Genomic DNA, 25,135 nt, shown 5'->3' on the forward strand with positions numbered 1-25,135 from the left:
CGTGGTGGTTTTCATCGCACTGATCGCGGTGCTGGTTCTCTCGTTGGCGGCGGCGGCGCTGCTGCGCTCCACCGACACGGCAGGCGTAATTTCGGGCAACGTGGCATTCAAGCAGGCGGCCACCAGCATCGCCGATACCGGCGCGGAACGCGCCTTCAATGCACTGCCGGCACTCGCCAACGCCGATGCCGACGTGGCGAACAAGTACTACCGTCTGATGCAGGCCGTGGATGCCACCGGGGTCCCCAGCACGATCAATTGGGGTTCGGTCCCCTGCTATGACCATAAAGACGGCGTGGCGGCTATTTCGTGCACGGACGAATCTCTTTACCGGGTGCAGTACGTGATCGACCGGCTCTGCACCACCGCCCCGGCGAAAACCGATCCCCTGACCCTGCTGACAAGCAAATGCGTGGCGGGCCAGCCTTTTTCGGCGGGAGGCGCCGACGAAGAAGACAACAACAGCCATGCACAGACCACCAACATCTTCGGGAGCCTGACGCCGCCCCCCCCGACACGACCGACGATTCACTACCGGGTGACGGTGCGTGTTCTGGGACCGCGCAATACCAGCAGCATTGTTCAGACGACCATCGAATTGCCATTTGGTTGAGCCACCGCAACACCCGCAACCCCATCATGCAAAAGTCACATTTTTCGCGCGCCGTTGCCAATTCGGTGATCGCCTCTCTGCTCCTTCAATCGGTTGCTTCCCTGGCGGCAACGGACCTGACGGATGTGCCGCTTATTGTTCAGAGTCGAGTCAAGCCAAACATTTTGTTTACGCTAGACAACTCGGGAAGTATGTTGTGGGAAACAATTACTGGAAGCGATGCCACTGCCGCCTACAACAGTGGAAAAACAAATCGCGCCTTTTATTCACCCACCTACAACAAAATCTATTACAACCCGGCAATTACCTATTTGCCAACCGTTAAATACGACAGTGTCGCAGCAACTTATACATCGTCCATGGGCAACAGTCCTGCTGCGGCGGCCAGGGTCAATCCCTTTTTTGCAAACAACACTACCACCGTCGATCTCAGACAAGAATGCTGGGGAAAAACCGAGGTCACGCTCCCTCTGTACGGCGCGACCTCGTTTGCAACAAATGACAATTGCCGCGACAGCAGCACGAATACTTACAATAAAAAATACGCCCGCTACGCATTTTACTACGCTTGGAAGTCGACCAATACATCGACCGAAAATCCTGATGCGGACTCCGGCCAAAACAGCGACAGTAGCTATACACGGGTTGACATCGTTCCCGGCACTACCACCTATCCACGCGCCGCATCACGGACAGACTGCGGTATAGGTGCCACCTGCACGTATGCCCAGGAAATACAAAATTTCGCCAATTGGTTCACGTACTACCGGTCACGAATCGCTACAGCAAAATCTTCTCTCGGGCTTGCGTTTTCTGTACTCGACGGGAAATCAAGAGTCGGCTTCTCGACCATCAACGACAACGACGACGACGACAATACAACCGGTGCGAATTTCGTTCCGCTCGCCGAATTCAATTCAGCGCAAAAGCTCACTTGGTATTCCCGAGTCTATGGAATTGCCCCCGGCGGGGGGACGCCCCTGGTCACAGCACTGGATCGCGCAGGCCAGTATTACAAGTCCGGCAAGATGCCCGGCGGGCCATCAGCGACACGCGCCACCACCGTTCCTCTGGCCTGCACACCGAACTACACGATCCTTTCCACCGACGGCTATTGGAATGGCGGGGCCCCCACTGGAGTTGGCGATCTGGACAAGACGGTTCCCACCCTGCCAGCCAACGTCTACTACGACAGCGAGGCCAAGGTGGCGATCAAGGACCCCATTGCAGGCGTTCCGTTGGTCGCAGGGGAGAGTTTCCCCGCACCCTTCTACGATGGCAACAGCAGGTCCAACACCCTGGCCGACGTCGCCATGAAATACTGGATCTCCGACCTCACTGCGCCTACATCGTCAGCCGGCAAGGTGGCGGCCAACCCGTCCGATCCGGCAACGTGGCAGCACATGGTGACGTTCACCATCGGCCTGGGCGCAAGCGGCACCCTTTCCGCGCCGCCGACCGGTTCGAACTCATGGCCCACGCCGGTGGCCAATTCAGCAACCGCCATCGACGACCTCTGGCACGCCGCCCTTAACGGCCATGGTCAGTACTTCAGCGCCAATGACCCGTCGAAGCTGCAGACAGCGCTCTCGTCAATCCTGAGCAACATCGTGAACCGCACCGGCGCGGCAGCCTCCGTGGCCGTGAGTAATCCGAACGTCCGCTCTGGCGACAACACCGCCTTCACCTCCAATTTCAATTCAGGAACCTGGTATGGCGACCTCGAAGCGTTCGAGATCAACGTCGACACGGGCCTGCTGGGCAGCACCGCCCTGTGGTCCGCGCAGTCGCTGCTGGACAAGAAAGCATTTGGCACCCGCAAGATCGCCAGCTTCAACGGTTCTGCAGGCGTGGCCTTCACCACTGACGGCCTGAGCGCCACACAGGTATCGCGCCTGAACTCGCCTGCGACACCGCCGGGCCCAAGCGACAGTGCCGCCGTGATCTCGTACCTGCGGGGCGATCGCACCAAGGAAGGTACCGACAGCGCCAGCGCACGTCCCTACCGCACGCGCACCCACGTGCTTGGAGATATCGTGAACGCGGAGCCCACCTATGTTTCGGCGCCCCGCTCCAGCTACACCGATGCGGGCTACGCCGCCTACAAAGCCGGCGCCGCAGCCAACCGGGCCAAAGTCGTCTACCAAGGTGCCAACGACGGAATGCTTCACGCGTTCGATGCCGCCAACGGCAACGAACTCTGGGCCTATGTGCCTGGCAGCTTGCTGGGCATGAATCTTTCCACCACGGTCACGTCGACCAGTGCCCTGGCCGGCCTCACCCAACAGTCCCCTTCATTCCAGCACCGCTTCTATGTCGATGGCACCGCCGTGGCCACGGACGTGGACCTCGGCAACACCTACGCCAACCAACCGACGCCATCGACGCGCAACTGGGCCACCGTGCTCGTCGGCAGTCTCGGCAAGGGAGGGCGAGGCTATTACGCACTGAACGTGACCGACCCGTCGGCCGCCTCGGATGCCGATGTCGCGAGCAAGGTGATGTGGGAGTTTCCCAATGCCGGCACCACCAGCGAGGTCAAGAACAGCATCGGCTATTCCTACGGCAGCCCGCTGAACGTCAAGACCAAAGCCGCCGGATGGGTCACGCTGGTGACCTCGGGCTACAACAACGGCGACGACACGGGCGGCGATGGAACGGGGCACCTCTATGTCCTGAACACGGCGACGGGCGAAGTGATCAAGGACATCAGCACCGGAGTGGGCACCAGCGCCGACCCCAGCGGGCTGGCTAAAGTCAGTGCGTTCCTGGTCAAGCCCGGCACGGATGACACGGTCGACTACGCGTACGGCGGTGATCTTTACGGCAACGTCTGGCGATTCGATCTGTCGTCCAACTCTACGGCAGACTGGAACGTCAGGCGGCTCGCCACCTTGGTCGACGGTACTGGCAAGGTGCAACCTATCACCAACTCGGTCGAATTGGGCGTCGTCAAACGCAAGCGCATGGTGTTTGTCGGCACCGGCAAGTACCTCGGCGCATCCGACATTCCCGGTGGAACTGGCGCCAATACCAACGCCAGCCAGCCGCAGTCCTTTTACGGGCTGATGGATGACAAGTCCGACTCGCCGACCATCACGCCATTGCGTCTCAACCTCGTCAGGCAGACGGCGACCAAATCAGGCGACAACATCAATGTGACCAGCAACCCCCTGGACCTGACGACCAAGAAGGGCTGGGTGCTCGACTTCGCAACCACGCCAGCGGGCGAGCGCTCGTACACGAGCCCGGTGCTGTTCCAGGGCGTGATGGCCTTCACGACCAACATTCCGTCCAGCGACGAGTGCACCCCGGGGGGAAGCTCCAACCTTTACTTCCTCAACTACGCGAACGGTGGCGCGATCCCGAACCTGAGCAGCCGGTTCGTCGGCAGCGTGCTCGCAAGTCGCGTACAGCCGGAAGGACTCCCGAACGGATCGATCAAGATCCTCGTGCGCACGTCCGACGGCAAGAACAAGGTCTATGACGTGAGCGTGCCTTCGGCCACGACGCCTACGCGGATCATGTGGCGGGAAGTCGTCGCGAACTGAAGAAACCCAACGCTGATCGGCGCTTTCAAAAGAACGGGTCGAACCCGTAAGCAGGTTCGCGCAGCAACTGCCGCTGCTGCTTGGACTAACGTCTGGTCGCTGCCGCGTCGACCAGCATGCGCAGCTCGCGCTGCTGCTGGCTCAGTTCCGCGCGCAGCTGCCGACTGTGCTGCTCGAGCCGTGGGCCCAGCTTGCGCGGGTCGATGGCGGCGCGCCCGGGCTCGACCCCGTGGGGTCGTAGCAGAACCGCATCTCGACGCCCTCGATCTCCGCTTTCAGTTCCGCCGGTTGCTCGCCCAGCACCTTGTTGTAGTGCTTCAAGCGCTCGGCGCTCGCGCTCGCGATGTGCGCTGGCATCGATCTGCAGTTGCAGTTGCAGTTCCAGCAACGCGAGCAGATCGTTGGCCGCATAGGCCTGGTTCGCCTTCTGCATCAGCGCCGTCTTGACTTTGCGCTGCTGCGCATCGGTTTCGCGGTCGGGGTGCGGGGCGCTGGCGAGCTTGCGGAAGATGTCGCGCACAGACTGCGTGGCTTTCTGCGCGGCGCTGCTGGCCTTCTAGCGGCGGGGCGCGTATCGGCCTGGGTGTCGGCGTGTCCGGCCTCCCGGGCCTCCTAGACTGCTGCCTTCTCCTGCAGCCCCTGCTGCATGCGCGCGAGCAGGTCGTCCTGCGTGTCGATGCCCTCGTCGTCGCCCAGATCGAGGCCGGTCATGGCTTCGGCCACGTCCTTCATGGCCCGCACTATCTACTGCTGCTCGGTGTCGAGGTCGATCTCGGCGTGCCGGGCGAACAGCGCGCAGCCAGCAGCTCGTCTTCCATCGGCAGCAGCACCTGCGCGTGGGCCTGGCGGTAAGTGCCGATGCCCTCGTGCCACGCCGCCAGCGTCTGATGGGCCTTCTCGATCTGGCGGATCAGGATGTTGAAGCGCTTCTGCGGCGGCGCCAGTGCGGGGCCGGCTTCGCGGGAGCGAGATTTGCAGGGCTTGGGGGCGCATCGAGCGGATTCGGAATCGACGACGGAAGATCGGATTGTCGATGAGCGTCTGTGCGTCAACGTGACGAAACGCGCCGCACCTTTGCATCGGCAAATGACGCTTCTAGGAATTAGATTCTGACCCCAATTTCCTGGGTGCAGAAATCCGACCCCGATTTTTCACAAATCGGTAGTGCCAGCATTTTCAAATCGCCTATGGACAATCTCCTTGGCCTGACTTAAGTCCGCGCACTGCATCGCAGATTGACCCTGTATTGACCCATCTCATCTGGGCGGCATTGGCGACTTGGGTGCCTGTCAGCACGATGGTCAAAGGAGTGCCATCAGCAGCGGTCGCCCCACTTATGGCCGAGATTTCACCTCCAGTAATGCTGGTTAGTTCGGTTACGTTGCGCGTCACTTGGAACAAGGCTGCTGTCGGTATTTCGCCGGTGCCACCATTACACGCAGAGATTGCTCCAAACGAGGCGCACATGGCAACACCCCTTTTCAGTGAAGTCAGTTCCAGCATAGCTCCAGCCGCCCGCGTTCTCGAAACATAGCTGCTGTATTGCGGAATTGCAATAGCAGCGAGGATACCAATGACCGCAACAACGATCATGAGTTCGACCAACGTAAAACCAGCTTCGATTGGTTTTTTGAAGCCTTTTGTCATGAAGCTTCTCCGCTAGATTAAAAAAAACCGCCCGAAGGCGGCTTGTAGCGAGCGTCGTTGTTTACTGGCAGTCGCCCTGGCCAACCTTCAGGCCACGAACTGGATCGCAAATCGTGCCAGCACCAGCAGTCATGGTCCAGGTCATATTAGCCGCACCAGCCGCAATCGTGGGTGTGTTGACAATCGACAGAGCCACTGGCGGGGTCGCATTGGTGGTTGCACCAGAGGTGGCGGTGATGACGCCGTCAGTGACGCTAACAGCCAGAATGTTCTTTGTCGGGCCCGTAGCAGCACCAGCAACAACTGCATTCGGGATGCCATTTGTACCCGAATTGCAACCAGCGAGCGCCAAAGTGTCGTTGTAGCAGACGGAAATGGCCGACTTGATCGAATTCAGCTCTGCGACTGCGCCAGCAGCACGAGTGCGCGACGTGTAGTTCGAATACTGGGGAATTGCAATAGCAGCCAAGATACCAATGATCGCCACAACGATCATCAATTCGATGAGGGTGAAGCCGGCTTGTGCGCGGCGAGCGAGAGTGCGACGGTTCATTCGATTAACTCCAGGTTGGTTTGTAAAGCCCGGGAACCAGCCCGGAGCGGGGTAACTTCCGCAGCATCCGTGCCACCCGGCTCCACCACCCTGCAGCCCCCGTTCGGGCCGTCTTTGGTCACAAGATGGTTACATGATGTGACACAACTCGCACTCAGATGCCAATTGTGTCGACAAATTTGTCATGCCCGAGCGGGCCCGGTCAGAAGGTCAGCACCCCGTTCGCCTTGAGCCAGCGGATGTCCCGCTGCGCCAAGCCCGCCACCTCGCGCCCCGCCAGCATCTCGATCTGGCTCATGATTTCTTCGGTCTCTGCCGGCTTGGTGTGGGTGATGTAGATCGGGTATTGCTTGCCCGGGTCGATCTGCGCCAGCTCGTGCGCCAGCGCCACCGGCGACAGGTGCAGGCTGCGTTCGGCCAGGGCCTCCTCACGGGAGCTGAAGGCGGTCTCGATGACCAGCATCGCCACGTCGATCGCGTTGATGCGCTCCCAGAAGGGCGGGTTGCGCTCGGTGTCGCCGCTGAAGACCCAGTGGGCACCACCTTCGGCCCGGCGGATGGCGAAGCCGCAGGCCGGCACGGTGTGGACCGCCGGCAGCACCTCGATGAGCTTGGGGGCGTCCCGGCCCAGTTCGAGGCGCTGCCCGACCGTGATCTCGTGGAAGCTCACGAAGGGCGATTCGGGGCTGGGAATGCGCTCGAAATTCGGCCAGATGACGTTGTTGAACACATGCGCGCGCAGCGCATCGATGGTGGCGGCCAGGGCATGCACGCGCAGCGGCCGGGGGCGGCGGCTGCCGACGGCGTCGAGCATCAGGGGCAGGGCGGCGATGTGGTCGAGGTGCGAATGGGTGAGCACCACGTCGTCGATGGCGGCCATTTCGTCGAGGGTGAGATCACCGACGCCCGTGCCGGCGTCCACGAGCAGGTCCGCATCGACCAGGAACGAGGTGGTGCGGCAGTCCTTGGCGATGGCGCCCGAGCAACCCAGCACGCGTACCTGCATTGTGGAAGACCCCTTGGTTGCGTCTGTCGTCATTTGGTGTCGAACCGGGTGGCGCCGTCCCAGTCCGGGTCTTGCGGGCGTAGCGCCATCGAGGCTAAACGCTGGGCATAGAGCTGGTAAAGGACTTTTTTGGCATCCGCGGCGAGCAGGGGAGCCAGCAAGTTTCGGCCCAGCGCCCAATCCTGGCGGCGGTAGGCGGCGAGCACCTGGCTCCAGCGGTCGAGTTGCAGCCGTGTGGTGTCCTGCGCTTCGGCGCCGACCTGCGCCGAAAGCGGGGTGTAGATGGCGACGGCCTGGGCCTTGCCCTTGACGCGCACGCTGTCGAGTTCCTGCCAGACGAAGCCGGGGGCCGCTTCGCGGGTCGCGCCGCTGGCCACGACCTCGACGCCGTAGTGTCCGCTCAAGCCCTCCAGCCGGGAGGCGAGATTGACCGCATCGCCGACCACGGTATAGCTGCGGCGCGCGGTCGAGCCCATGTCGCCGACGCTCATGAGGCCGCTGTTGAGGCCGATGCCGGCGCTGATCTCGGGGCGGCCGCTCGCGCGGTGCTGGCGGTTGATGTCGTGCACGGCGGCGGCCATGTCGAGCGCGGCCTGCACGGCAAGCGCGGCGTGGTCGGGCGTGTCGATCGGCGCGCCCCAGAAGGCCATGACGCAGTCGCCCATGTACTTGTCGACGGTGCCGCGGTGCGCGCTGATCACCTCGGTGAGTCGGCTGAAAACGGTGTTCAGAAAGGCCTGCAGTTCGGCCGGCGCCATCTGCTCGGACAACCGGGTGAAGTCGCGCATGTCGCAGAACATCACGGTCATTTCCTTGCTCTCTGCGCGCATGCTGTAGCGGCCGGGGCGCACGAGCATTTCGTCGACCAGCTGCGGCGGCACGTAGGTGCCGAAGAGCCGCACCAGCCCGCGCCGCGCGCGCGATTCGACGAAGTAGCCCCAGCTCATGTTGAGGGCGAAGGCCAGCGCCACCATGAAGAGCGCCGACGCCAACGGGAGCACGAGGCTGTGGCCGATGTAGAGCCAGGTGTTGAGGCCAATCAGCGCGGCGACCACGCCCGCGCCGAGCAGCACGGCGCGCGATGCAGACAGCAGCGACAGCCCGAACGCGAGCAGCAGTCCCGCGGCCAGCACGGTCAGCACTTCGTAGCCCGGCGCGTAGTCGGGCACGGCCAGCAGGCGCCGGTCGAGCAAGCCCGAGACGATGTTGGCGTGCACCTCAACGCCCGGGAACGCGGCGCCGACGGGGGTGGCGCGCAGGTCCTGCAGGCCGGGCGCGGTGGCGCCGAGCAGGACAATCTTGTCCTTCAATTCGCCCGGTGCCAGCCGGCCCTCGAGCACGTCGGCAGCGGCCACGTAGCGGAACGATCCTGCGCGCGGGCCACCAGGCCCACGGAACGGCACCTGCAGGCTGGCGCTCTGGTCGACCGGGATGCGCAACGACCCGAGCACCAGCGCCTGCAGGCGCGGAAAGTTGCCATCGCCCGCCACGAGCGCCGGCCGCACCGGCGGCGAGCCGTTTGCGATGCGATACACCGCCAGCGCCAGCGATTCGTAATGCCCGGGCGCCGCGTGCTCGCCTTCGTAGCGGGCGATGAGCGGCACGCTGCGGATCACACCATCGTCGTCGCCGTCACCAACCAGGGTGTTCAGGAACCCCGCGACCGGCGCCGCGCGCGCCAGCACCGGCAGGCTGGCGCCGAACCCGTTCCAGAGCGTGACAAAGGAAGCATTCGGCGGAAAAGCCTCGGGCGGCAGCACCGGCGTCGCCGGCAGCAGCCCCTTGGCGCTGGGCTGTTCGGTGCGCGTGAAGTAGTAGCCGAGCGCCACGGGCTGACCGCGCAGGGCCTGGGCCAGGGTCGCGTCGTGGTCGAGGGTCGGCGCGAGCTGGTCGATTTCGGCGGAAAGGCCCGGCACATCACGCAACGGGCCGGCAGCGATTTCCTTCAGCCGCCCAAGGCCGGAGCTGCGGTCGGGCTCGAGAAACATCACGTCGAAGCCCAGCACGGCCGCGTGCTGGCGGGCCAGCAGTTCCGTCGTGAGGCTGGCGATCTTGTCGCGCGGCCAGGGCCATTGGCCCTCGCGCGCCAGGCTGGCGTCGTCGACATCGACGATCACGACCCGCGTATCGGGCGTGCCCGGCATGGTGGCGCGCAGGCGGGCGTCGTAGATCAGGTGGTCCAGGTGCTCGATCACGCCCAGCCGCCAGACACCGGTGGCATGGAGCAGCGCCAGCAGCACCGGCAGCAGCGTGATGGCGATGCGCGGCCAGTGCCGCCGCAATGCGCTCATGACCGATCAGCCTTGGACAACGGGTGCCTGGCGGCAAGAAAACGGAGGCCGGAGAAGGGCGCCCGCGCCGACTCAGATCCGGACGAACTGCATGCGCGTGGCGCCGCCGAGTTCGAGAACGTCGCCTTCCTGCAGCGCGACGGCTTCGGCGCCCAGTTGCACGCCGTTGAGGGTGACGCTGCCCACGACGGTGGCAGCCACGTAGCCCTGACGGCGGCGGGTGACGACGGCCACGGCGACGCCAGGCTTGCCGATGGTGGTGACCACCTTCTGCAGCGGGACGTCCTGGCCTTCGTTGGCGCCCGAGAGCACGCGCAGCATGGGCACGCCCAGTTCGACCAGCGCGCCCGACTCGGTGGGCGCCGACGAGAGCGGCATCGGGGCGGAATACTCGGAGAGCGAGGCCCGCACGGAGCCGGGGCCGACCATGAGGTTGCTGTGCGAGCGGAAATGAATGCGGCAGCCGCCGACCTCGATGACGTCGTTGTCCTGAAGCGCCTGCTTCTGGATGGCCAGCGCATTGACGTAGGTGCCGTTGGTGCTGTTGAGATCTTCAATTTCGACTTCGCCGCCGCTCATGTGCAGCACGGCATGCTCGCCGCTGACGGCGAGATTGTCGATCACGATGTCGTTGTAGGCGCGCCGGCCCAACGTCGTGCGATTCTTGGCGAGCGCCACTTGGCCGATGACGACGCCATCGACCGAAATGATCATCTTCGGCATGGCCGATTACTCCCCGTTTGCAAAGATCCAGCACCCTCAGGCGGCGCAAACGGTCCACCGCCCGGGTTGGCTGCTACATGGCCCCGCGGGTCGCTTCGCTGACGCCCGCCTTGGCCAGAACAACTGAAATGTTATCCCGTCCGCCATTGTCGTTTGAAATTGCAACCAAAAGTGAAGCCATCTCTTTGAGGCCGAGATCGCGAGTCAAAAGCGTGAAAAGCTGCGCATCCGGCACCATCTCGCTGAGCCCGTCGGAGCACAGCATGTAGAGATCGCCCGGCCTGGCGCTGTGCTCATGCATCTCCAGCAAGACCTGGGCTTCCACGCCCATGGCCCGCGTCACGAGGTTGCGGGTGGGGGAGTTCAGGGCCTCTTCCGGGGTGATGGCCCCGGCATCGAGCTGCTGCTGGCGCAGCGAATGGTCGCGCGTGAGCTGCTCCAGCTTGTTGTTGCGCAGGCGGTAGCAGCGCGAATCGCCGATGTGGCCGACCACCACGCGCTGCGGCCGGAACGCCGCCAGCACCAGGGTCGTGCCCATGCCGCGCAGTTCTTCGTGGGTGACGCCGGCCTGGAGGATGGCGCCGTTGGCCTCGTCGGTGGCCGCCTGCAGCGCACGCCGGACCACGCGGGCGGGTGCCTGCATGCCAGCCTGGGCAAACCAGCGGCCGAAGCTCGCGTGCATGAGCGAAATGGCCATGGCACTGGCCACCTCGCCACCCTTGTAGCCGCCCATGCCGTCGGCCAGCAGCGCCAGGCCGAGGGCCGGGTCGACATGCACCGCGTCTTCGTTGTGGGCGCGCAGGCGCCCGACATCGGTCAGCGCCGCAAACTCCCAGCTCAGGGCCGGTCGACTGGAGAAAAGGGAAACGCCAACACCTGCCATCGTTTGTCAGCGCTCGCTTTTTTAAAGGATCAGTGCGCAGCAGCGCGTGCGCGCCGTTGCAGGAGGCGGCCCAGACCCACGACGATCACCACGCCGGCGATGGCGCCCGCGTAGTGCATCCAGGGGTTGGCTGCCAGCATGTCGTGCAGCGACACATCGCTCACGATGGTTTCGCCGCCGACCCAGCCGATCAGCGCGGCGCCCAGCATGACGATGATCGGGAAACGTTCCATGAGCTTGATCATGAGCGTGCTGCCGAAAATCACCAAGGGGATGCTGATGGCCAGACCCAACACCAGCAGCACCATGCTGCCTTGCGCGGCGGCCGCCACGGCGATCACGTTGTCCAGGCTCATCACCAGGTCGGCCAAGAGGATGGTCCGCACGGCCACGAACATGCTGCCGTATTCCTTGGACTCGCCTTCGCCGTCGTCGTCCTCGCTCAGGAGCTGCAGGCCGATCCACAGCAGCAGGGCGCCGCCGATGATCTGCAGGTAAGGCAGCGCGAGCAGCTTGGCCGCCACCACCGTCAGCACGATGCGCAGCACCACGGCCGCGCCCGAGCCGAACAGCACGGCTTTTTTCTGTTGCGCGGGCGGCAGCGATCGCGCCGCCATGGCGATCACGACGGCGTTGTCGCCCGACAGGATGATGTTGATCCAGACGATCTTGATCAGACCGATCCAGAAGTCTGTGCTTTGAAGAAGTTCCATGTCTCTGATCCCACTGTGTTGTATTGAAAAAAGCGCCCGCAACTCAATGCGGGCGCTTTCTTATTTCTGCGTGGTATTGCGAGCGGCGGAAACGCCGCCAGCGGTACTGGTGCTTTTTACAGCTTGCCCTTGAGCAGCTTGGCGAGCTCCGAGAAGTTGCGCGTCACGGTGAAGCCGCACTCTTCCATGATGGCGAGCTTGGCTTCGGCCGTGTCGGCACCGCCCGAGATCAGCGCGCCGGCGTGGCCCATGCGCTTGCCGGGAGGGGCGGTGACACCCGCGATGAAACCGACGACCGGCTTCTTCATGTGGTCCTTGCACCAGCGGGCTGCGTCGGCTTCGTCCGGGCCGCCGATTTCACCGATCATGATGACGGCGTCGGTTTCGGGATCGTCGTTGAAGGCTTGCATCACGTCGATGTGCTTCAGGCCGTTGATCGGGTCGCCGCCGATGCCGACTGCCGACGATTGGCCCAGGCCGATTTCCGTCAGTTGAGCCACGGCTTCGTACGTCAGCGTGCCCGAGCGCGAGACCACGCCGATGCGGCCCTTGCGGTGGATGTGGCCGGGCATGATGCCGATCTTGATTTCGTCGGGCGTGATCAGGCCGGGGCAGTTCGGGCCCAGCAGCAAGGTCTTCTTGCCGCCGGCCGCTTCCTTGGCCTTCATGCGGTTGCGCACTTCGAGCATGTCCCGAACCGGGATGCCTTCGGTGATGCAGATCGCCATGTCCAGGTCGGCCTCAACGGCTTCCCAGATGGCGGCCGCGGCGCCTGCCGGCGGCACGTAGATCACCGACACGGTGGCGCCGGTCTGCGTGGCGGCTTCCTTCACCGAACCGAAGATCGGGATGTTGAAGATCGACTCGCCGGCCTTCTTCGGGTTCACGCCGGCCACGAAGGCGTTCTTGCCGTTCGCGTATTCCTGGCACTTCTCGGTGTGGAACTGACCGGTCTTGCCGGTGATGCCTTGCGTGATGACTTTGGTGTCTTTGTTGATGTAGATCGACATGACTTGTTCCTTAGGCCTTCTTGACTGCTGCCACGACCTTCTGGGCCGCGTCCGCCATGGTGTCGGCGCTGATGATCGGCAGGCCCGACTCGGCCAGCAGCTTCTTGCCTTCGACTTCGTTGGTGCCCTTCATGCGCACGACCAGCGGCACTTGCAGGTTCACGGCCTTGCAGGCTGCGATCACGCCGGTGGCGATGGTGTCGCACTTCATGATGCCGCCGAAGATGTTCACGAGGATGGCTTCCACGTTCTTGTTCTTCAGCATGATCTTGAAGGCTTCCGTGACCTTCTCGGGGGTGGCACCGCCGCCCACGTCCAGGAAGTTGGCCGGCTCGCCGCCGAACAGCTTGATGGTGTCCATGGTGGCCATGGCCAGGCCGGCGCCGTTCACCAGGCAGCCGATGTTGCCGTCCAGCGAGATGTAGGCGAGGTCGAACTTCGAGGCTTCGACTTCGGCCGCGTCTTCTTCGTCGAGGTCGCGCAGGGCCACGATTTCGGGGTGGCGGAACAGCGCGTTGCTGTCGAAGTTGAACTTGGCGTCCAGCGCCATGACGTTGCCCTTGCTGTCACGGTTGAGCGGGTTGATCTCGACCAGCGAGGCGTCCGTCTCCATGTAGCAGGCGTAGAGCTTCTTCAGGATGTCGACCGTCTGGGCGGTCGAATCGGCCGGCATGCCGATGCCGTCGGCGATTTCCTTGGCTTGCGCGTCGGTCAGGCCGTCCTTCGGGTCGGCGTAGACCGTGATGATCTTCTCGGGGGTGGAATGGGCCACTTCCTCGATGTCCATGCCGCCTTCGCTCGAAGCGATGAACGCGATCTTCTGCGTCGCGCGGTCGGTCACGGCCGAAATGTAGTATTCCTTGTTGATGTCGGCGCCGTCTTCGATGTAGAGGCGACGCACCTTCTGGCCTTCAGGGCCGGTCTGGTGGGTCTTGAGCTGCATGCCGAGGATCTCGCCAGCCAGCTTCTTGACGTCTTCGATCGACTTGGCGACCTTGACGCCGCCGCCCTTGCCGCGGCCACCCGCGTGAATCTGGGCCTTGACGACCCAAACCGGGCCTCCAAGCTTCTGGGCGGCCTCGACCGCCTCCTGAACCGTGTAGGCCGGAATGCCGCGCGGCACCGGCACGCCGAACTTGGCAAGGATTTCCTTGCCTTGGTACTCGTGAATCTTCATGAGGGATGTCTCTCGGAAGGAGGAGGTTGAGAACGGGAGATCGGGAGTGAGACTGTTGTTTCTGCTCTGTTGTTCGCGGGCGACGGCAGCCTGACGGCTGGGGGCGGCGAACAACCGCGGACTGTATCATGGTGCGCCGCACCAATACTTGATGTGCGGTTGCGGTCAATACGTACTTTCTTCTAGCCACCCTACGCATACTCCGATATGGCCAAGGTTTTCATCGACGGCGAAGCCGGCACCACCGGCCTGCAAATTCGCGAGCGGCTGCAAACGATGCCGCAAATCGAGCTCGTGAGCATCGCGCCCGAGCTGCGCAAGGACGTGGCCGCCAAGCGCGAGCTGATGGCCGGCGTCGACCTCGTGGTGCTGTGCCTGCACGACGACGCGGCGCGCGAGTCGGTCGCGCTGATCGATCAGCTCCCGGGCAAAAAGCCCAAGATCATCGACGCCTCGACCGCCCACCGCATCGCGCCGGGCTGGGTCTTCGGCTTCCCCGAACTGGTCGAAGGCCACTGGCAGGCCGTGGCCCAGGCCGACCGCGTCGGCAACCCCGGCTGCTACGCCACCGGCGCGATCGCCATGGTGCGTCCGCTGGTCGATGCGGGCCTGCTGCCGGCCGATTTCCCGGTGTCGCTGCCTTCGGTGAGCGGCTATTCGGGCGGCGGTCGCACGATGATCGAGGACTACGAGGCCGGCAAGGCGCCGCTGTTCGAGACCTACGCGCTGGGCCTGAGGCACAAGCACATCCCCGAAATCATGACCTACACCGGCCTCACGCGCCGGCCGGTCTTCATTCCGTCGGTGGGCAATTTCAAGCAAGGCATGCTGGTGCAACTGCCGCTGCACCTCGACCTGCTGCCCGGCAAGCCGAAGGCCGGCGACCTGCAAGAAGCCCTGGCCGCGCACTATGCCAAGAGCAACACGCCTGAGCAGTTCGTGAAGGTGCTGCCGCCGACCGACGACGGCAAGCTCGACGCGCTGGCGCTCAACGACACCAACCAGCTCGAGATCCGCGTGTTCCCGAACGAGGACCACCGCCACGCCGTGGTGATCGCGCGCCTGGACAACCTGGGCAAGGGCGCCAGCGGCGCCGCGGTGCAGAACCTCAAGCTGATGCTGGCGCTCTGAGCCACTTCAAGCGCTGATAAAGGAAAGGCCGGCCCGCAAGGACCGGCCTTTTTGCTTTCAGTCGGGCCGCATCGTGCCCGTGTCGCGGTAGCGCACGTGCCACGAAAAAGCCTCTTCGAGCCGGTGCGGCGTGTGGCCGCCGCAGGTCGCCACGGCGCGCGCGTAGTAGTCCTGCAGCATCGCGCGGTACGGCTCGGCCGCGCAGTTCGCGATGATCGACGCCGCCCGTTCGCGCGGCGCCAGCCCGCGCAGGTCGGCCAGCCCCACCTCGGTGACCAGAATGTCGACGTCCTGCGGCGCATGGTCCACGTGCGACACCATCGGCACGATGCTCGACACCGCCCCCTGCTTGGCGACCGACTTGGTCGCGAAGATCGACAGGTAGGCGTTGCGCGCAAAGTCGCCCGAGCCGCCGATGCCGTTCATCATGTGCGTGCCCAGCACGTGGGTCGAGTTGACGTTGCCGTAGATGTCGGCCTCCAGCGCCGTGTTCAGCGCGATGATGCCCAGGCGCCGGATGATCTCCGGGTGGTTGCTGACCTCCTGCGGCCGCAGCACCAGCCGGTCCTTGTAGCGGTCGAGGTCGCCAAACACCTGCCGCGCCTTCGCGGGCGACAGCGTGATCGACGAGCCCGAGGCGAAGTCGAGCTTGCCGGCGTCGAACAGGTCGAAGGTCGAGTCCTGCAGCACCTCCGAGTACATCGTGAGGTGCTCGAACGGCCCGGCGCCCAGCCCCGACATCACCGCGTTGGCGACCGTGCCGATGCCCGCCTGCAGCGGCAGCAGCCGCTCGGTGAGCCGGCCCTGCGCCACCTCGCGCTCGAAGAAGGCCACCAAGTGCGCCGCGATGGCCGCGGTTTCGGCGTCGGCCGGCAGCACGGTGGACGTGCTGTCGGCCTTGTCGGTGATGACGATGCCCAGGATCTTCTCGGGCGGGATCTCGATCGCGCTGACGCCGATGCGGTCGTGCGGCGCCACCAGCGGCATCGGCTCGCGCTGCGGGCGGTGCTTGGGAATGAAGATGTCGTGCAGCCCTTCGAGCGCGGTCGACTGCGAGGTGTTGATCTCGACGATCACCTTGTCGGCCAGAATCGCGAAGCTCGCGCTGTTGCCGATCGAGGTGCTCGGCACGAGCGCGCCGGTCTCGGTGATGGCAACGGCCTCGATGATCGCGATGTCGATCGGTGGAATCTGCCGCGTGCGCAGCATCTCGACCGTTTCCGACAGATGGTGGTCGATGAACATCACCTCGCCGCGGTTGATCGCCTGGCGCAGCACGGTGTCGACCTGGAACGGCATGCGCCGGCTGATGGCGCCGGCCTCGGTGAGCTGGCGGTCCACGTCGCCGCCGAGCGAGGCGCCGGTCATGAGCGTGATCTTCATCGGCTCGCGGCGCGCGCGGGCCGCGAGCGCCAGCGGCACGGCCTTGGCGTCGCCGGCGCGCGTGAACCCGCTCATGCCGACCACCATGCCGTCGCGAATCCATTCGGCGGCGGCCTCGGCGGTGGTGATCCTGCTGCGCAGGGCGGGCAGGCGGATGCGGTCTTCGTGCGACATGGAGGGAAAGCGTCTTTCTTTCGGGAAGGGGGAGGTCAGGCCGTCATCACCGCACGCGCGGCGGGTGTCAGCGCAGGAAGTAGTCGACCGGCACCATCGGCGCCGGCGCCGGGGCGCCCACCGACTGGCACAGGTCGATCTCGAGCGTGCGGCACAGCGCCTCGAGCGGCAGGTCGTTCGACTCGGTGCCGAAGGGCTCCTCGATCTCGTCGCCGAGCGCGTCGAGGCCGAAGAAGGTGTAGGCCACGATCAGCACCACCACCGGCGTCATGAACCCGACCGAGTCCACCAGCCCGAAGGGCAGCAGGTAGCAGTACAGGTACGCCGTGCGGTGCAGCAGCAGCGTGTACGAAAAGGGAATGGGCGTGCTGAGGATGCGCTCGCACGACGCGGCCGCCGCGCTCAGCGCCGACAGCGTGCCGTCGACACCCGCCGCCAGCGCCGGATCGATGCGCCGCGCGCGCAGCGCTTCACGCAGGTCGGCGCCCATGTGCATCAGCAGCGCGTGCGGCCGGTTCGCGACCTGCGTCAGGCCCTGCCACTCCGCCTCGCGCAGGAAGGGCTGGGTGTCGGCGGCGGCATCGGTGCCGCGCAGCTGGTGGCGCAGCGCATGGGCAAAAGCCGCGGCGCGCAAGGTCATGCGCACGCGCAGGTCGTCCAGGCGGCGGACGGCGTCGGCGCCGGCGTTCACCGGCGCATCGCCGTCGATGAGGCTCTGGCACTGGCGCGCCAGGTTGCGCGAACGCAGGATCACCTCGCCCCAGAGCTTGCGCGCTTCCCAGAAACGGTCGTAGGCCGCGGTGTTGCGAAAGCCCAGGAAGATCGCCAGCGGCAGGCCGAGCAGCGCGAAGGGCACGGTGCCCAGCGGAATCTTGATCGAGCCGAAGCGCCCATGCAGCACCGTGACGACGATGGCCACGATCACATTGAGCGTGAGCGCCGCGGCGATGCGCGGCAGCACGGAGCCCCGCCAGGACAGAAACAGCTTGAGCCCGGACGGGCGTTTCCGGACGATCATGAAAGCGGGAAGTGGGGCAGACAGGGAGGCATGGATGCCGCGCACACCGCAAGGCCCGCGCGGGCGCTGATTGTCGCCGGGGCGTCAGCGCGAGGGCGGCTGGGCGCCGCAAGACCAACGAAGACGGTCGGGCTCAGAAGGTGTGAATGAATCCGCCGTGGCCGAGCAGCCCGCCCAGGCGCGCCCCCTCAAGGCGCAAAGCGCAGCCATAGCTCGGGCTATGGCGAGCATTTGCAACGCCGAGGGGGCGTGTCTGGGCGGGATGAGCGGGCATGGCGGGTTCGTTCGCACCTTCTCAACGTACGAGCCACAGCCCGATGGCCAAGAGGACCGCCTGCACAGCCAGCGCGATGAAGAAGGGCTTGCGCGAGGGCGTCGACATGTCCTGCAGCACTTCATGAATGCGGCGCGTGAGCAGGGCGCGCAGCGCCGGATCTTGCGCGGCGCCTTCGCCCATCGCCGGTGCGGCGGCTCCCTGCGCCGCACGCTCCTGCTGCCACTCGGCCAGCATGTCGCTCAGCGGCAGGCGGGCCAGCACGAAGCCGACCACGGTGCGCACGGCGCGGCCTTCGCCGAGCACCGGCGCGAGCTGCTGGCACAGCGCATCGGGCGACAGCCAGTCGGCCACGCGCTGCAGCCCGCCGTGCGTGCGCGGCATGGCTTCGATGCGACCCGCGATGGCGTCGCCGAGCCGCTGCGACACGGCCTCGCCGCGCGCCGCGACCAGGTGCTGCATCGCGCGGGCGCGGCCCTGCTGCACGCCGAGCAAAAAGTACACGCCGACGAACAGCGCCAGCAGCACAGCCACCAGCAACGGCGGCGACGTGATCAAGGCCACGATGGCGCCGAAACCACCGGCCCGCGCGGCCGGATTGCCCGGCCCTTGCAGCTGGCTCAGGTAATAGAAGAACACGCCGCCGCCAAGGAACAGGCCAATCAGCGCGCCCTTGATGGCCGAGCCGGCGAAGGCGAAGCCGGCCTTGGCGCCGGTGCGAACGAGAGACTGAGGGCGAGCGGGTGGTGACGACATGAACGGTTCCTCCGGTTTTTTTGGAAAGCCGCCTCCTGGGAGGCCGGTCGCTGGCGATCATGCCACCGCCTTCCCGCACCATAATCGCGCCACACAACAACGAGGAGGATCGCCATGGGAACCGTCAGATTTCAGAAACCGACCGCTGCATTCGTCGCCGCCTCCTGGGCCGCGCTGATCATCGGTGCCATCGTCTACCTGCTCGGGCTGTGGAATGCCGCCATGCAGCTCAACGAGAAGGGCTACTACTTCACCATCCTCATGTACGGCCTGTTCTCCGCCGTGTCGCTGCAAAAGACAGTGCGCGACCGGCTCGAGGGCATCTCGGTCACGGGCATCTACTTCGGCCTGTGCTGGGTCTCGCTGCTGCTGTCGGTCGGCCTGCTGGCCGTGGGCCTGTTCAACGCCTCGCTGGCCGCGAGCGAAAAGGGCTTCTACGCCATGGCCTTCCTGCTGAGCCTGTTCGGCGCGGTGGCAGTGCAGAAGAACGTGCGCGATATCGCGGCATACAAGGCCGAGAACCCGCTGGCCGACGACGTCGCTGCCGCGGAGTAAGCCAGACCCGGCTCAGCCCGCCTCGAGCAGGCGGCGCAGGGCCTGCAGGTCGCGCGCGATCCATTCGGCATCGCGCGCAAAGGCCACATCGTCCATGTGCGGCTGGCGCAGCAGCGTGAACTGCAGCTCGCACACGCCCGGCGCCACGCCGATCACACGAAACGGCAAATAGACCTCGGGCACGCCTTCGGGCGCCACCCAGTGGTCGAGCACGCCGAACTCATTGGGCGGCGCAAAGCGCATGCGGGCCTCGCCGCTTTCGGGCGTGCGCACGATCCAGTGGTCGCCGTGCGGCACCAGCGCGCTTTTCGCAAGGCCGCTGGCCCAGTCGGGCAGCCGCTTCGGGTCGGACGCGAGCGCATAGGCGTCGCGCCATTCGCAGTGCACGCGCTGCGTGACGACGCGGGAGAGCGCGCCGCCTTCATTCGTCGGGGTTGTCGTCGCTTGTGTCATCGAAGTCACTTCTGAGCACCTTGGACACGACAGCGCCCGAGAAACCGCGCGCCATCAGGAATCGCATCTGCTTTGCACGCTCCTTGGCATCGGCCGGCGGCGCATCGAAGCGGCGGCGCCACAGGGCCGTGGCGCGCGCGACTTCCGTCTCCTGCAAACCGGCTACCGCCTCGGCGATGGCTTCGGGCGCGATGCCCTTGGCCTGCAGTTCCTGCTTCACGCGCAAGGCGCCCGAACGGGCGGCGCGCTGGTTCAGCACCGAGGCCACGACGCGCGGCTCGCTGATGAAATCCTTGGCGGCCAGTTCATCGAGCGCCTTCGCCAGCGTGCCGGGCTCTTCCTCGTGCTTCGCCAGCTTGCGCTCCAGCTCCGCGCGCGAATGCTCGCGCTGGCTCAGGAGGCGCAGGGCACGGCCTTTGAGGGAGGGGGCGCTGAAAGCCATGCGGGGGTGGGTCGCTCACGCGGCCCACGCACTGCGCGAAGGCCGCCTTGTCGAACTTACTCCGCTGCTGCCTTGTCGGCCTTCGATGCCTTGGCGGGCTTCTCGGCCTTCTCGGGTTCGCTGCCGGCATCGGCTGCGAGCAGCGGAATGCCCAGCGACTCGCGCACCTTGTTCTCGATCTCGCGCGACAGGTCGGGGTTCTCGCGCAGGAACTCGCGGGCGTTGTCGCGGCCCTGGCCGATCTTCTCGCCGTTGTAGGCGTACCAGGCGCCCGACTTGTCGATGATCTTGGCCGTGACGCCCATGTCGATGATCTCTCCTTCGCGGCTGATGCCTTCACCGAACAGGATGTCGAACTCGGCCGTCTTGAACGGCGGGCTCACCTTGTTCTTCACCACCTTCACCTTGGTTTCGTTGCCGATGGCTTCGTCGCCCTTCTTGATGGTGCCGATGCGGCGGATGTCCAGGCGCACCGAGGCGTAGAACTTCAGCGCATTGCCGCCGGTGGTGGTTTCGGGCGAGCCGAACATCACGCCGATCTTCATGCGGATCTGGTTGATGAAGATGACCATGCAGTTGGTCTTCTTGATCGTGGCCGTGAGCTTGCGCAGCGCCTGGCTCATCAGGCGGGCCTGCAGGCCGGGCAGCGAGTCGCCCATTTCGCCTTCGATTTCGGCCTTGGGCGTGAGCGCAGCCACCGAGTCGATGACGATCAGGTCGACAGCGCCCGAGCGCACCAGCGAATCGACGATTTCGAGCGCCTGCTCGCCGGTGTCGGGCTGGCTGATCAGCAGGTCGGACAGGTTCACGCCGAGCTTCTGGGCGTATTGCACGTCGAGCGCGTGCTCGGCATCGACGAAGGCGCAGGTGCCGGCCTGCTTCTGCATGGAGGCGATCACCTGCAGCGTGAGCGTGGTCTTGCCCGAGGATTCCGGGCCGTAGATTTCGATGACGCGGCCGCGCGGCAGGCCGCCGACGCCCAGGGCGATGTCCAGGCCCAGCGAGCCGGTGGAAACCACCTGGATGTCTTCGAGCGCCTCGCCTTCGCCGAGCCGCATGATCGTGCCCTTGCCGAACTGCTTTTCGATCTGGGCCAGTGCGGCCTGCAGGGCCTTGGCCTTTTCACTGTTGGCGACCGAGATGCTTGTGCCCTTGACGACTGCGTCCATGTGGAAATCTCCTTGAATATCAACGGTTTGTGTCGGGTGTCATCCATCTGCTTTTAACCACAGGCTGGATGCTTGAACAGTAGTGTAGGGGCTCATTGCGTTTCGCAAACCCACTTTAAAGTCAGTTTGCCTTACCATTTGTCGCCATGTCCGATCCCGCCTTTCCCACCGATCCCGATGCCTGGCGACAGACCCACCTGGGCCGCCTGCTGGGCCATGCGATGCGCCGCTTCGACGAACGCGTGCTGGCGCTGATGGCGCACGACATCGAGGTGCCGCTGGCGCTGTCGAACCTCGCGGCGCGCGCCCAGGTGAGCGCCGCGCACATCCACATCACGCGCCATCTGGCGCGCGAGGGTTCGCGCCTGACCGAGCTGGCCGAGCGCGCCGGCATGACCAAGCAGGCCATGGGCGCGCTGGTCGACCAGTGCGAGGCCTGGGGGCTGGTCACGCGCGGACCCGACCCGCTCGATGCGCGCGCGCGGCGCGTGCTGTTCACGCCCGACGGGCTGGCTTGGCTCGACGCCTTCCGCCGCGCCGTCACGCAGGCCGAACGCGAGTTCCGCGCCAGCGTGGGCGACGAGATTGCCACCGTGGTAACCATCGGACTCGAAGCCTATACGGCGGGCTAGACTTCGCTTCATGGGACAACGAGCGCCGAGGGGCGCCGACACTGACTGAGCCGGAGGTGGCGCACATGCGGATACTGATTGCCGAAGACGACCAGGTGCTGGCCGATGCCTTGCTGCGCAGCCTGCGCACCTCGGGCGCGGCGGTCGATCATGTGGCCAACGGCTCGCAGGCCGACACCGCGCTCATGACCCACAGCGAGTTCGACCTGCTGATCCTCGACCTCGGGCTGCCCAGCCTGCACGGCATCGAGATCCTCAAGCGCCTGCGCGCGCGCGGCTCGCAACTGCCCGTGCTGGTGCTCACGGCGGCCGACAGCGTCGAAGAACGCGTGAAGGGCCTGGACCACGGCGCCGACGACTACATGGCCAAGCCCTTCAGCCTGCAGGAGCTCGAAGCGCGCGTGCGCGCCCTCACGCGGCGCGGCATGGGCGCCACCAGCAACGCGATTCGCCACGGCCCGCTGGTCTACGACCAGGCCGGCCGCGTGGCGACCATCGACGGCAAGATGATCGAGCTGTCGGCGCGCGAACTGGGCCTACTCGAAGTGCTGCTGCAGCGCGCCGGCCGCCTGGTCAGCAAGGACCAGCTGGTGGACCGGCTGTGCGAATGGGGCGAAGAGGTGAGCATCAACGCCATCGAGGTCTACATCCACCGCCTGCGCAAGAAGATCGAAAAAGGACCGGTGCGTATCGCGACGGTGCGCGGGCTGGGCTACTGCCTCGAGAAGATTCCTTCCTGATGCGCCAGACCCTGCGGGCCGCCGGCACGCTGCGCCGCGCCGTGCACCCAAAGGCCTGGAGGCCGGCTTGAAGCTCTTCCAGCGCGCGCAGCGCTCCCTGTTCGGCGAAATCCTCGACTGGATGCTCACGCCGCTGCTGCTGCTCGTGCCGGTGAGCATCGGCGTGACGTGGCTGGTGGCGCAGGGCATCGCCAACGCGCCCTACGACCGCGCGCTGGAGCACAACGTGAAGGTGCTGGCCGAGCTGGTCACGGTGAAGCAGGGGCAGACGCACTTCGTGCTGTCGCAATCGGCGCGCGAGATCCTGCGCGCCGACGACGCGGGCCATATCTACTACCAGCTGCTCGACGGCCACGGCACGCTGCTGCACGGCGAGCGCGACCTGCCGCAGCCCAACGTGGACGACCCGCCCGGCACCAACGTGGTCCTGCTGCACAACAGCACGGTGCACGGCCAGCCGGTGCGCGTGGCCTCGCTGTGGATTCCCAGCGGCAGCGAGGACGTGCCGCCGTCGCTGCTGCAGCTGGCCGAGACGCGCGAGAAGCAGGCGGTGCTCGCCACCGAGATCATCAAGGGCGTGCTGCTGCCGCAGTTCGCGATCCTGCCGCTGGCGGTGCTGCTGATCTGGCTGGCGCTGGTGCGCGGCATCAAGCCGCTGTCGGTGGTCGAGGCGCGCATCCGCGAGCGCCGTCCCGGCGACCTGAGCCCGCTCGACGAGTCCTCGGTGCCGCTCGAGGTGGTGCCGCTGGTGTCGTCGGTGAACGAACTGCTCGACAAGCTCAACGACTCCATCTTCACGCAGAAGCGCTTCCTGGCCGACGCCGCCCACCAGCTGAAGACGCCGCTCGCGGGCCTGCGCATGCAGGCCGACCTGGCGCAGCGCGAAGGCGCCAATGCCGACGAGCTCAAGCAGTCGCTCAAGCAGATCGGCCGCGCCAGCGTGCGCGCCACGCACACCGTGAACCAGCTGCTGTCGCTGGCGCGCGCCGAAGGCACCAGCGCCATGACGCACTGCCAGCCCTGCGACCTCGCGCGGCTGACCATCGAGGTGGTGCGCGAGGCCGTGCCGCGCGCCATCGAAAAGCGCATCGACCTCGGCTACGACGGCGCCCAGGCCGGCGCGCCCGGCGTGATGGTCGACGGCAACCCGACGCTGCTGAAAGAGCTGGTGCGCAACCTGGTCGACAACGCCCTCAACTACACGCCCTCGACACCCGAACGCCCCGGCGTGATCACCGCGCGCGTGCTGGCCGACCCCTTCGGCCACGTGCAGCTGGTGCAGGTGGAAGACAACGGGCCCGGCATCGCCGAGGCCGACCGCGAGCTGGTGTTCGAGCCCTTCTACCGCGTGCTCGGCAACGAAGCCGACGGCTCCGGGCTGGGCCTGCCGATCGTGCGCGAGATTGCCAACCAACACCGCGCGCAGGTGAAACTGGAGGACGCGCACCCCGGCAAGCATCCGCCGGGCGCGCTCTTCACCGTGCGCTTCGAGGAGGCCCCTTCCGAATGAGTTCGCCCCCCACGCTCGACGCGCTGCGCCAGCGCTTCGCAGCCATCCGTACCGACACCGACGTGTCGGACATGTTCGACTTCGGCGCCGACCTGCTCGAGCTGCAATCGCCCGAGGCGCTCGCCTTCCACTACGCGCTGCTGCACGACACCGGCATGGACAGCGAGCTCTACGACTGGCTCTGCCGCAAGTTCGGCGAGCGCGGCGACGAAGCCGAAGACCACCTGCTCGCGCAGTTCGAGCAAGAGCCCGACCCGGCCATGCAAGCCACGGTGCTGCAGATGCTCGGCGCGTTCAAGTACCGCAAGGGCCGCCGGCTGAAAGAGACCGCGGCCCTGGCGCGCGCCGCGCTCGCATCGCCGCACGACGACCTGCGCTGCAAGGGCCTGTGGGTGATCGGCTGGCTCGGCGGCACGACCGACATCGCCAAGGTCGTGCCGCTGCTCACGCACGATGCCGTCGCCACGAACCGGCAATGGGCCGCGAGCGCGTTGATGCAGATCGTGTTGAGCCGCCGCAGCGCCGCGCCCAAGGCGCTTGAGCCCTTGCGCCTGGCGCTCGACACCGAGACCGATCCGGTCGTGCTCGGCAGCATCCTGGTCGCGGTGCAGGAAATCGCGGGCAAGAAGTTCGGCCTGAGTGCCAGCTCGCACGAGCCGCCCTCCGAAGAAAAACTGCAGACCGCGCTGGCCAAGGCGCGGCGCATGTTCGCGCGCGCTGCGGCCGCCTGA

Annotated in this window: 25 protein-coding genes; 8 read left to right on the plus strand and 17 right to left on the minus strand. The window is 65.6% G+C overall.

All coding sequences use genetic code 11. The features are described from left to right. The first annotated feature begins 4 nt into the window (after positions 1-4). Entirely contained in the window at positions 5-613 is a 609-nt protein-coding gene (locus tag CLU95_RS30895; RefSeq protein ID WP_180288604.1) for a hypothetical protein, read from the plus strand. 26 nt (positions 614-639) lie between these two features. Continuing rightward, on the plus strand, positions 640-4,164 hold the full coding sequence (locus tag CLU95_RS14370; RefSeq protein WP_180288605.1) for a pilus assembly protein: 3,525 nt from the start codon (positions 640-642) through the stop codon (positions 4,162-4,164). An 85-nt stretch (positions 4,165-4,249) separates the two neighbouring features. Here CLU95_RS14370 and CLU95_RS30645 read toward each other — a convergent pair whose 3' ends face one another. From CLU95_RS30645 to sucC, 11 genes are all read right to left on the minus strand, one after another. Further along, complete coding sequence (locus CLU95_RS30645; protein ID WP_143605999.1) at positions 4,250-4,684, minus strand: hypothetical protein; 435 nt, start codon at positions 4,682-4,684, stop codon at positions 4,250-4,252. A 220-nt stretch (positions 4,685-4,904) separates the two neighbouring features. Next, entirely contained in the window at positions 4,905-5,216 is a 312-nt protein-coding gene (locus CLU95_RS30650; protein WP_143606000.1) for a hypothetical protein, read from the minus strand. Between the two features lie 133 nt (positions 5,217-5,349). Continuing rightward, positions 5,350-5,811 carry a pilin gene (locus CLU95_RS31290; protein ID WP_099794126.1) on the minus strand — a complete coding sequence of 154 codons (462 nt, stop codon included), beginning with the start codon at positions 5,809-5,811 and terminating at the stop codon, positions 5,350-5,352. A gap of 61 nt (positions 5,812-5,872) precedes the next feature. Continuing rightward, on the minus strand, positions 5,873-6,364 hold the full coding sequence (locus CLU95_RS31295) for a pilin (RefSeq protein WP_099794128.1): 492 nt from the start codon (positions 6,362-6,364) through the stop codon (positions 5,873-5,875). A gap of 202 nt (positions 6,365-6,566) precedes the next feature. After that, complete coding sequence (locus CLU95_RS14395) at positions 6,567-7,370, minus strand: 3',5'-cyclic-nucleotide phosphodiesterase (RefSeq protein WP_099794130.1); 804 nt, start codon at positions 7,368-7,370, stop codon at positions 6,567-6,569. A gap of 29 nt (positions 7,371-7,399) precedes the next feature. Continuing rightward, positions 7,400-9,661, minus strand: a complete 2,262-nt coding sequence (locus CLU95_RS14400; RefSeq protein ID WP_099794131.1) for a CHASE2 domain-containing protein — start codon at positions 9,659-9,661, stop codon at positions 7,400-7,402. Positions 9,662-9,733: 72 nt separating this feature from the next. After that, positions 9,734-10,384: an FHA domain-containing protein gene (locus CLU95_RS14405; RefSeq protein WP_099794133.1), complete on the minus strand. Its 651-nt coding sequence runs from the start codon at positions 10,382-10,384 to the stop codon at positions 9,734-9,736. 73 nt (positions 10,385-10,457) lie between these two features. Next, complete coding sequence (locus CLU95_RS14410) at positions 10,458-11,267, minus strand: Stp1/IreP family PP2C-type Ser/Thr phosphatase (RefSeq protein WP_099794135.1); 810 nt, start codon at positions 11,265-11,267, stop codon at positions 10,458-10,460. Between the two features lie 29 nt (positions 11,268-11,296). Then, positions 11,297-11,980 (minus strand): TerC family protein, encoded by a 684-nt coding sequence (locus CLU95_RS14415; protein ID WP_099794137.1) that lies wholly within the window; start codon positions 11,978-11,980, stop codon positions 11,297-11,299. A gap of 116 nt (positions 11,981-12,096) precedes the next feature. Next, the gene (sucD, locus tag CLU95_RS14420; protein WP_099794138.1) at positions 12,097-12,990 is read right to left on the minus strand and encodes a succinate--CoA ligase subunit alpha; all 894 of its coding nucleotides are present in this window, start codon (positions 12,988-12,990) and stop codon (positions 12,097-12,099) included. 10 nt (positions 12,991-13,000) lie between these two features. Then, entirely contained in the window at positions 13,001-14,167 is a 1,167-nt protein-coding gene (gene sucC, locus CLU95_RS14425) for an ADP-forming succinate--CoA ligase subunit beta (RefSeq protein ID WP_099794140.1), read from the minus strand. 207 nt (positions 14,168-14,374) lie between these two features. Here sucC and argC point away from each other — a divergent pair, with 207 nt between their 5' ends. Continuing rightward, complete coding sequence (gene argC, locus CLU95_RS14430) at positions 14,375-15,298, plus strand: N-acetyl-gamma-glutamyl-phosphate reductase (RefSeq protein WP_099794141.1); 924 nt, start codon at positions 14,375-14,377, stop codon at positions 15,296-15,298. Positions 15,299-15,355: 57 nt separating this feature from the next. On the opposite strand, the gene CLU95_RS14435 is transcribed toward argC, so the two are convergent. From CLU95_RS14435 to CLU95_RS14445, 3 genes are all read right to left on the minus strand, one after another. Further along, a complete protein-coding gene (locus tag CLU95_RS14435; protein ID WP_099794143.1) occupies positions 15,356-16,855 on the minus strand; it encodes a succinate CoA transferase in 1,500 nt (499 codons plus the stop codon). 67 nt (positions 16,856-16,922) lie between these two features. After that, complete coding sequence (locus tag CLU95_RS14440; RefSeq protein WP_099794145.1) at positions 16,923-17,873, minus strand: bestrophin family protein; 951 nt, start codon at positions 17,871-17,873, stop codon at positions 16,923-16,925. Positions 17,874-18,168: 295 nt separating this feature from the next. Then, positions 18,169-18,903 (minus strand): hypothetical protein, encoded by a 735-nt coding sequence (locus tag CLU95_RS14445; RefSeq protein ID WP_099794147.1) that lies wholly within the window; start codon positions 18,901-18,903, stop codon positions 18,169-18,171. Positions 18,904-19,017: 114 nt separating this feature from the next. On the opposite strand from CLU95_RS14445, the gene yiaA reads away from it, so the two are divergent. Then, positions 19,018-19,458, plus strand: a complete 441-nt coding sequence (gene yiaA, locus CLU95_RS14450) for an inner membrane protein YiaA (protein ID WP_099794149.1) — start codon at positions 19,018-19,020, stop codon at positions 19,456-19,458. 12 nt (positions 19,459-19,470) lie between these two features. On the opposite strand, the gene CLU95_RS14455 is transcribed toward yiaA, so the two are convergent. The 3 genes from CLU95_RS14455 to recA are packed head-to-tail and all read right to left on the minus strand — an operon-like array spanning position 19,471 to position 21,522. Continuing rightward, positions 19,471-19,911 (minus strand): polyketide cyclase, encoded by a 441-nt coding sequence (locus tag CLU95_RS14455; protein ID WP_099794150.1) that lies wholly within the window; start codon positions 19,909-19,911, stop codon positions 19,471-19,473. Further along, positions 19,880-20,353, minus strand: a complete 474-nt coding sequence (recX, locus tag CLU95_RS14460; protein WP_099794152.1) for a recombination regulator RecX — start codon at positions 20,351-20,353, stop codon at positions 19,880-19,882. The genes CLU95_RS14455 and recX overlap by 32 nt, the downstream gene beginning before the upstream one ends. A gap of 56 nt (positions 20,354-20,409) precedes the next feature. After that, the gene (recA, locus tag CLU95_RS14465; RefSeq protein ID WP_099794154.1) at positions 20,410-21,522 is read right to left on the minus strand and encodes a recombinase RecA; all 1,113 of its coding nucleotides are present in this window, start codon (positions 21,520-21,522) and stop codon (positions 20,410-20,412) included. Positions 21,523-21,668: 146 nt separating this feature from the next. Between recA and CLU95_RS14470 the strand changes: the two genes are divergently transcribed. The 4 genes from CLU95_RS14470 (at position 21,669) to CLU95_RS14485 (ending at position 25,135) form a co-directional block, all read left to right on the plus strand. Further along, positions 21,669-22,154, plus strand: coding sequence for a MarR family winged helix-turn-helix transcriptional regulator (locus CLU95_RS14470; protein ID WP_099794155.1), 486 nt, complete (start codon positions 21,669-21,671; stop codon positions 22,152-22,154). Between the two features lie 65 nt (positions 22,155-22,219). Beyond that, a complete protein-coding gene (locus tag CLU95_RS14475) occupies positions 22,220-22,894 on the plus strand; it encodes a response regulator transcription factor (protein WP_099794156.1) in 675 nt (224 codons plus the stop codon). 67 nt (positions 22,895-22,961) lie between these two features. After that, positions 22,962-24,404 (plus strand): sensor histidine kinase, encoded by a 1,443-nt coding sequence (locus tag CLU95_RS14480; RefSeq protein WP_099794157.1) that lies wholly within the window; start codon positions 22,962-22,964, stop codon positions 24,402-24,404. Further along, on the plus strand, positions 24,401-25,135 hold the full coding sequence (locus tag CLU95_RS14485; protein WP_099794158.1) for a HEAT repeat domain-containing protein: 735 nt from the start codon (positions 24,401-24,403) through the stop codon (positions 25,133-25,135). The genes CLU95_RS14480 and CLU95_RS14485 overlap by 4 nt, the downstream gene beginning before the upstream one ends.

The sequence above is a fragment of the Variovorax sp. 54 genome (genome assembly GCF_002754375.1).
In the GTDB taxonomy this organism is placed as follows: domain Bacteria; phylum Pseudomonadota; class Gammaproteobacteria; order Burkholderiales; family Burkholderiaceae_C; genus Variovorax.

Coding starts and splice junctions, on each gene's coding strand:
- CLU95_RS14370 (WP_180288605.1), top strand. CDS start 640: ATGCAAAAGTCACATTTTTCGCGCGCCGTTGCCAATTCGGTGATCGCC.
- CLU95_RS31290 (WP_099794126.1), bottom strand. CDS start 5,811: ATGACAAAAGGCTTCAAAAAACCAATCGAAGCTGGTTTTACGTTGGTC.
- CLU95_RS31295 (WP_099794128.1), bottom strand. CDS start 6,364: ATGAACCGTCGCACTCTCGCTCGCCGCGCACAAGCCGGCTTCACCCTC.
- CLU95_RS14395 (WP_099794130.1), bottom strand. CDS start 7,370: ATGCAGGTACGCGTGCTGGGTTGCTCGGGCGCCATCGCCAAGGACTGC.
- CLU95_RS14400 (WP_099794131.1), bottom strand. CDS start 9,661: ATGAGCGCATTGCGGCGGCACTGGCCGCGCATCGCCATCACGCTGCTG.
- CLU95_RS14405 (WP_099794133.1), bottom strand. CDS start 10,384: ATGCCGAAGATGATCATTTCGGTCGATGGCGTCGTCATCGGCCAAGTG.
- CLU95_RS14410 (WP_099794135.1), bottom strand. CDS start 11,267: ATGGCAGGTGTTGGCGTTTCCCTTTTCTCCAGTCGACCGGCCCTGAGC.
- CLU95_RS14415 (WP_099794137.1), bottom strand. CDS start 11,980: ATGGAACTTCTTCAAAGCACAGACTTCTGGATCGGTCTGATCAAGATC.
- sucD (WP_099794138.1), bottom strand. CDS start 12,990: ATGTCGATCTACATCAACAAAGACACCAAAGTCATCACGCAAGGCATC.
- sucC (WP_099794140.1), bottom strand. CDS start 14,167: ATGAAGATTCACGAGTACCAAGGCAAGGAAATCCTTGCCAAGTTCGGC.
- argC (WP_099794141.1), top strand. CDS start 14,375: ATGGCCAAGGTTTTCATCGACGGCGAAGCCGGCACCACCGGCCTGCAA.
- CLU95_RS14435 (WP_099794143.1), bottom strand. CDS start 16,855: ATGTCGCACGAAGACCGCATCCGCCTGCCCGCCCTGCGCAGCAGGATC.
- CLU95_RS14440 (WP_099794145.1), bottom strand. CDS start 17,873: ATGATCGTCCGGAAACGCCCGTCCGGGCTCAAGCTGTTTCTGTCCTGG.
- CLU95_RS14445 (WP_099794147.1), bottom strand. CDS start 18,903: ATGTCGTCACCACCCGCTCGCCCTCAGTCTCTCGTTCGCACCGGCGCC.
- yiaA (WP_099794149.1), top strand. CDS start 19,018: ATGGGAACCGTCAGATTTCAGAAACCGACCGCTGCATTCGTCGCCGCC.
- CLU95_RS14455 (WP_099794150.1), bottom strand. CDS start 19,911: ATGACACAAGCGACGACAACCCCGACGAATGAAGGCGGCGCGCTCTCC.
- recX (WP_099794152.1), bottom strand. CDS start 20,353: ATGGCTTTCAGCGCCCCCTCCCTCAAAGGCCGTGCCCTGCGCCTCCTG.
- recA (WP_099794154.1), bottom strand. CDS start 21,522: ATGGACGCAGTCGTCAAGGGCACAAGCATCTCGGTCGCCAACAGTGAA.
- CLU95_RS14470 (WP_099794155.1), top strand. CDS start 21,669: ATGTCCGATCCCGCCTTTCCCACCGATCCCGATGCCTGGCGACAGACC.
- CLU95_RS14475 (WP_099794156.1), top strand. CDS start 22,220: ATGCGGATACTGATTGCCGAAGACGACCAGGTGCTGGCCGATGCCTTG.
- CLU95_RS14485 (WP_099794158.1), top strand. CDS start 24,401: ATGAGTTCGCCCCCCACGCTCGACGCGCTGCGCCAGCGCTTCGCAGCC.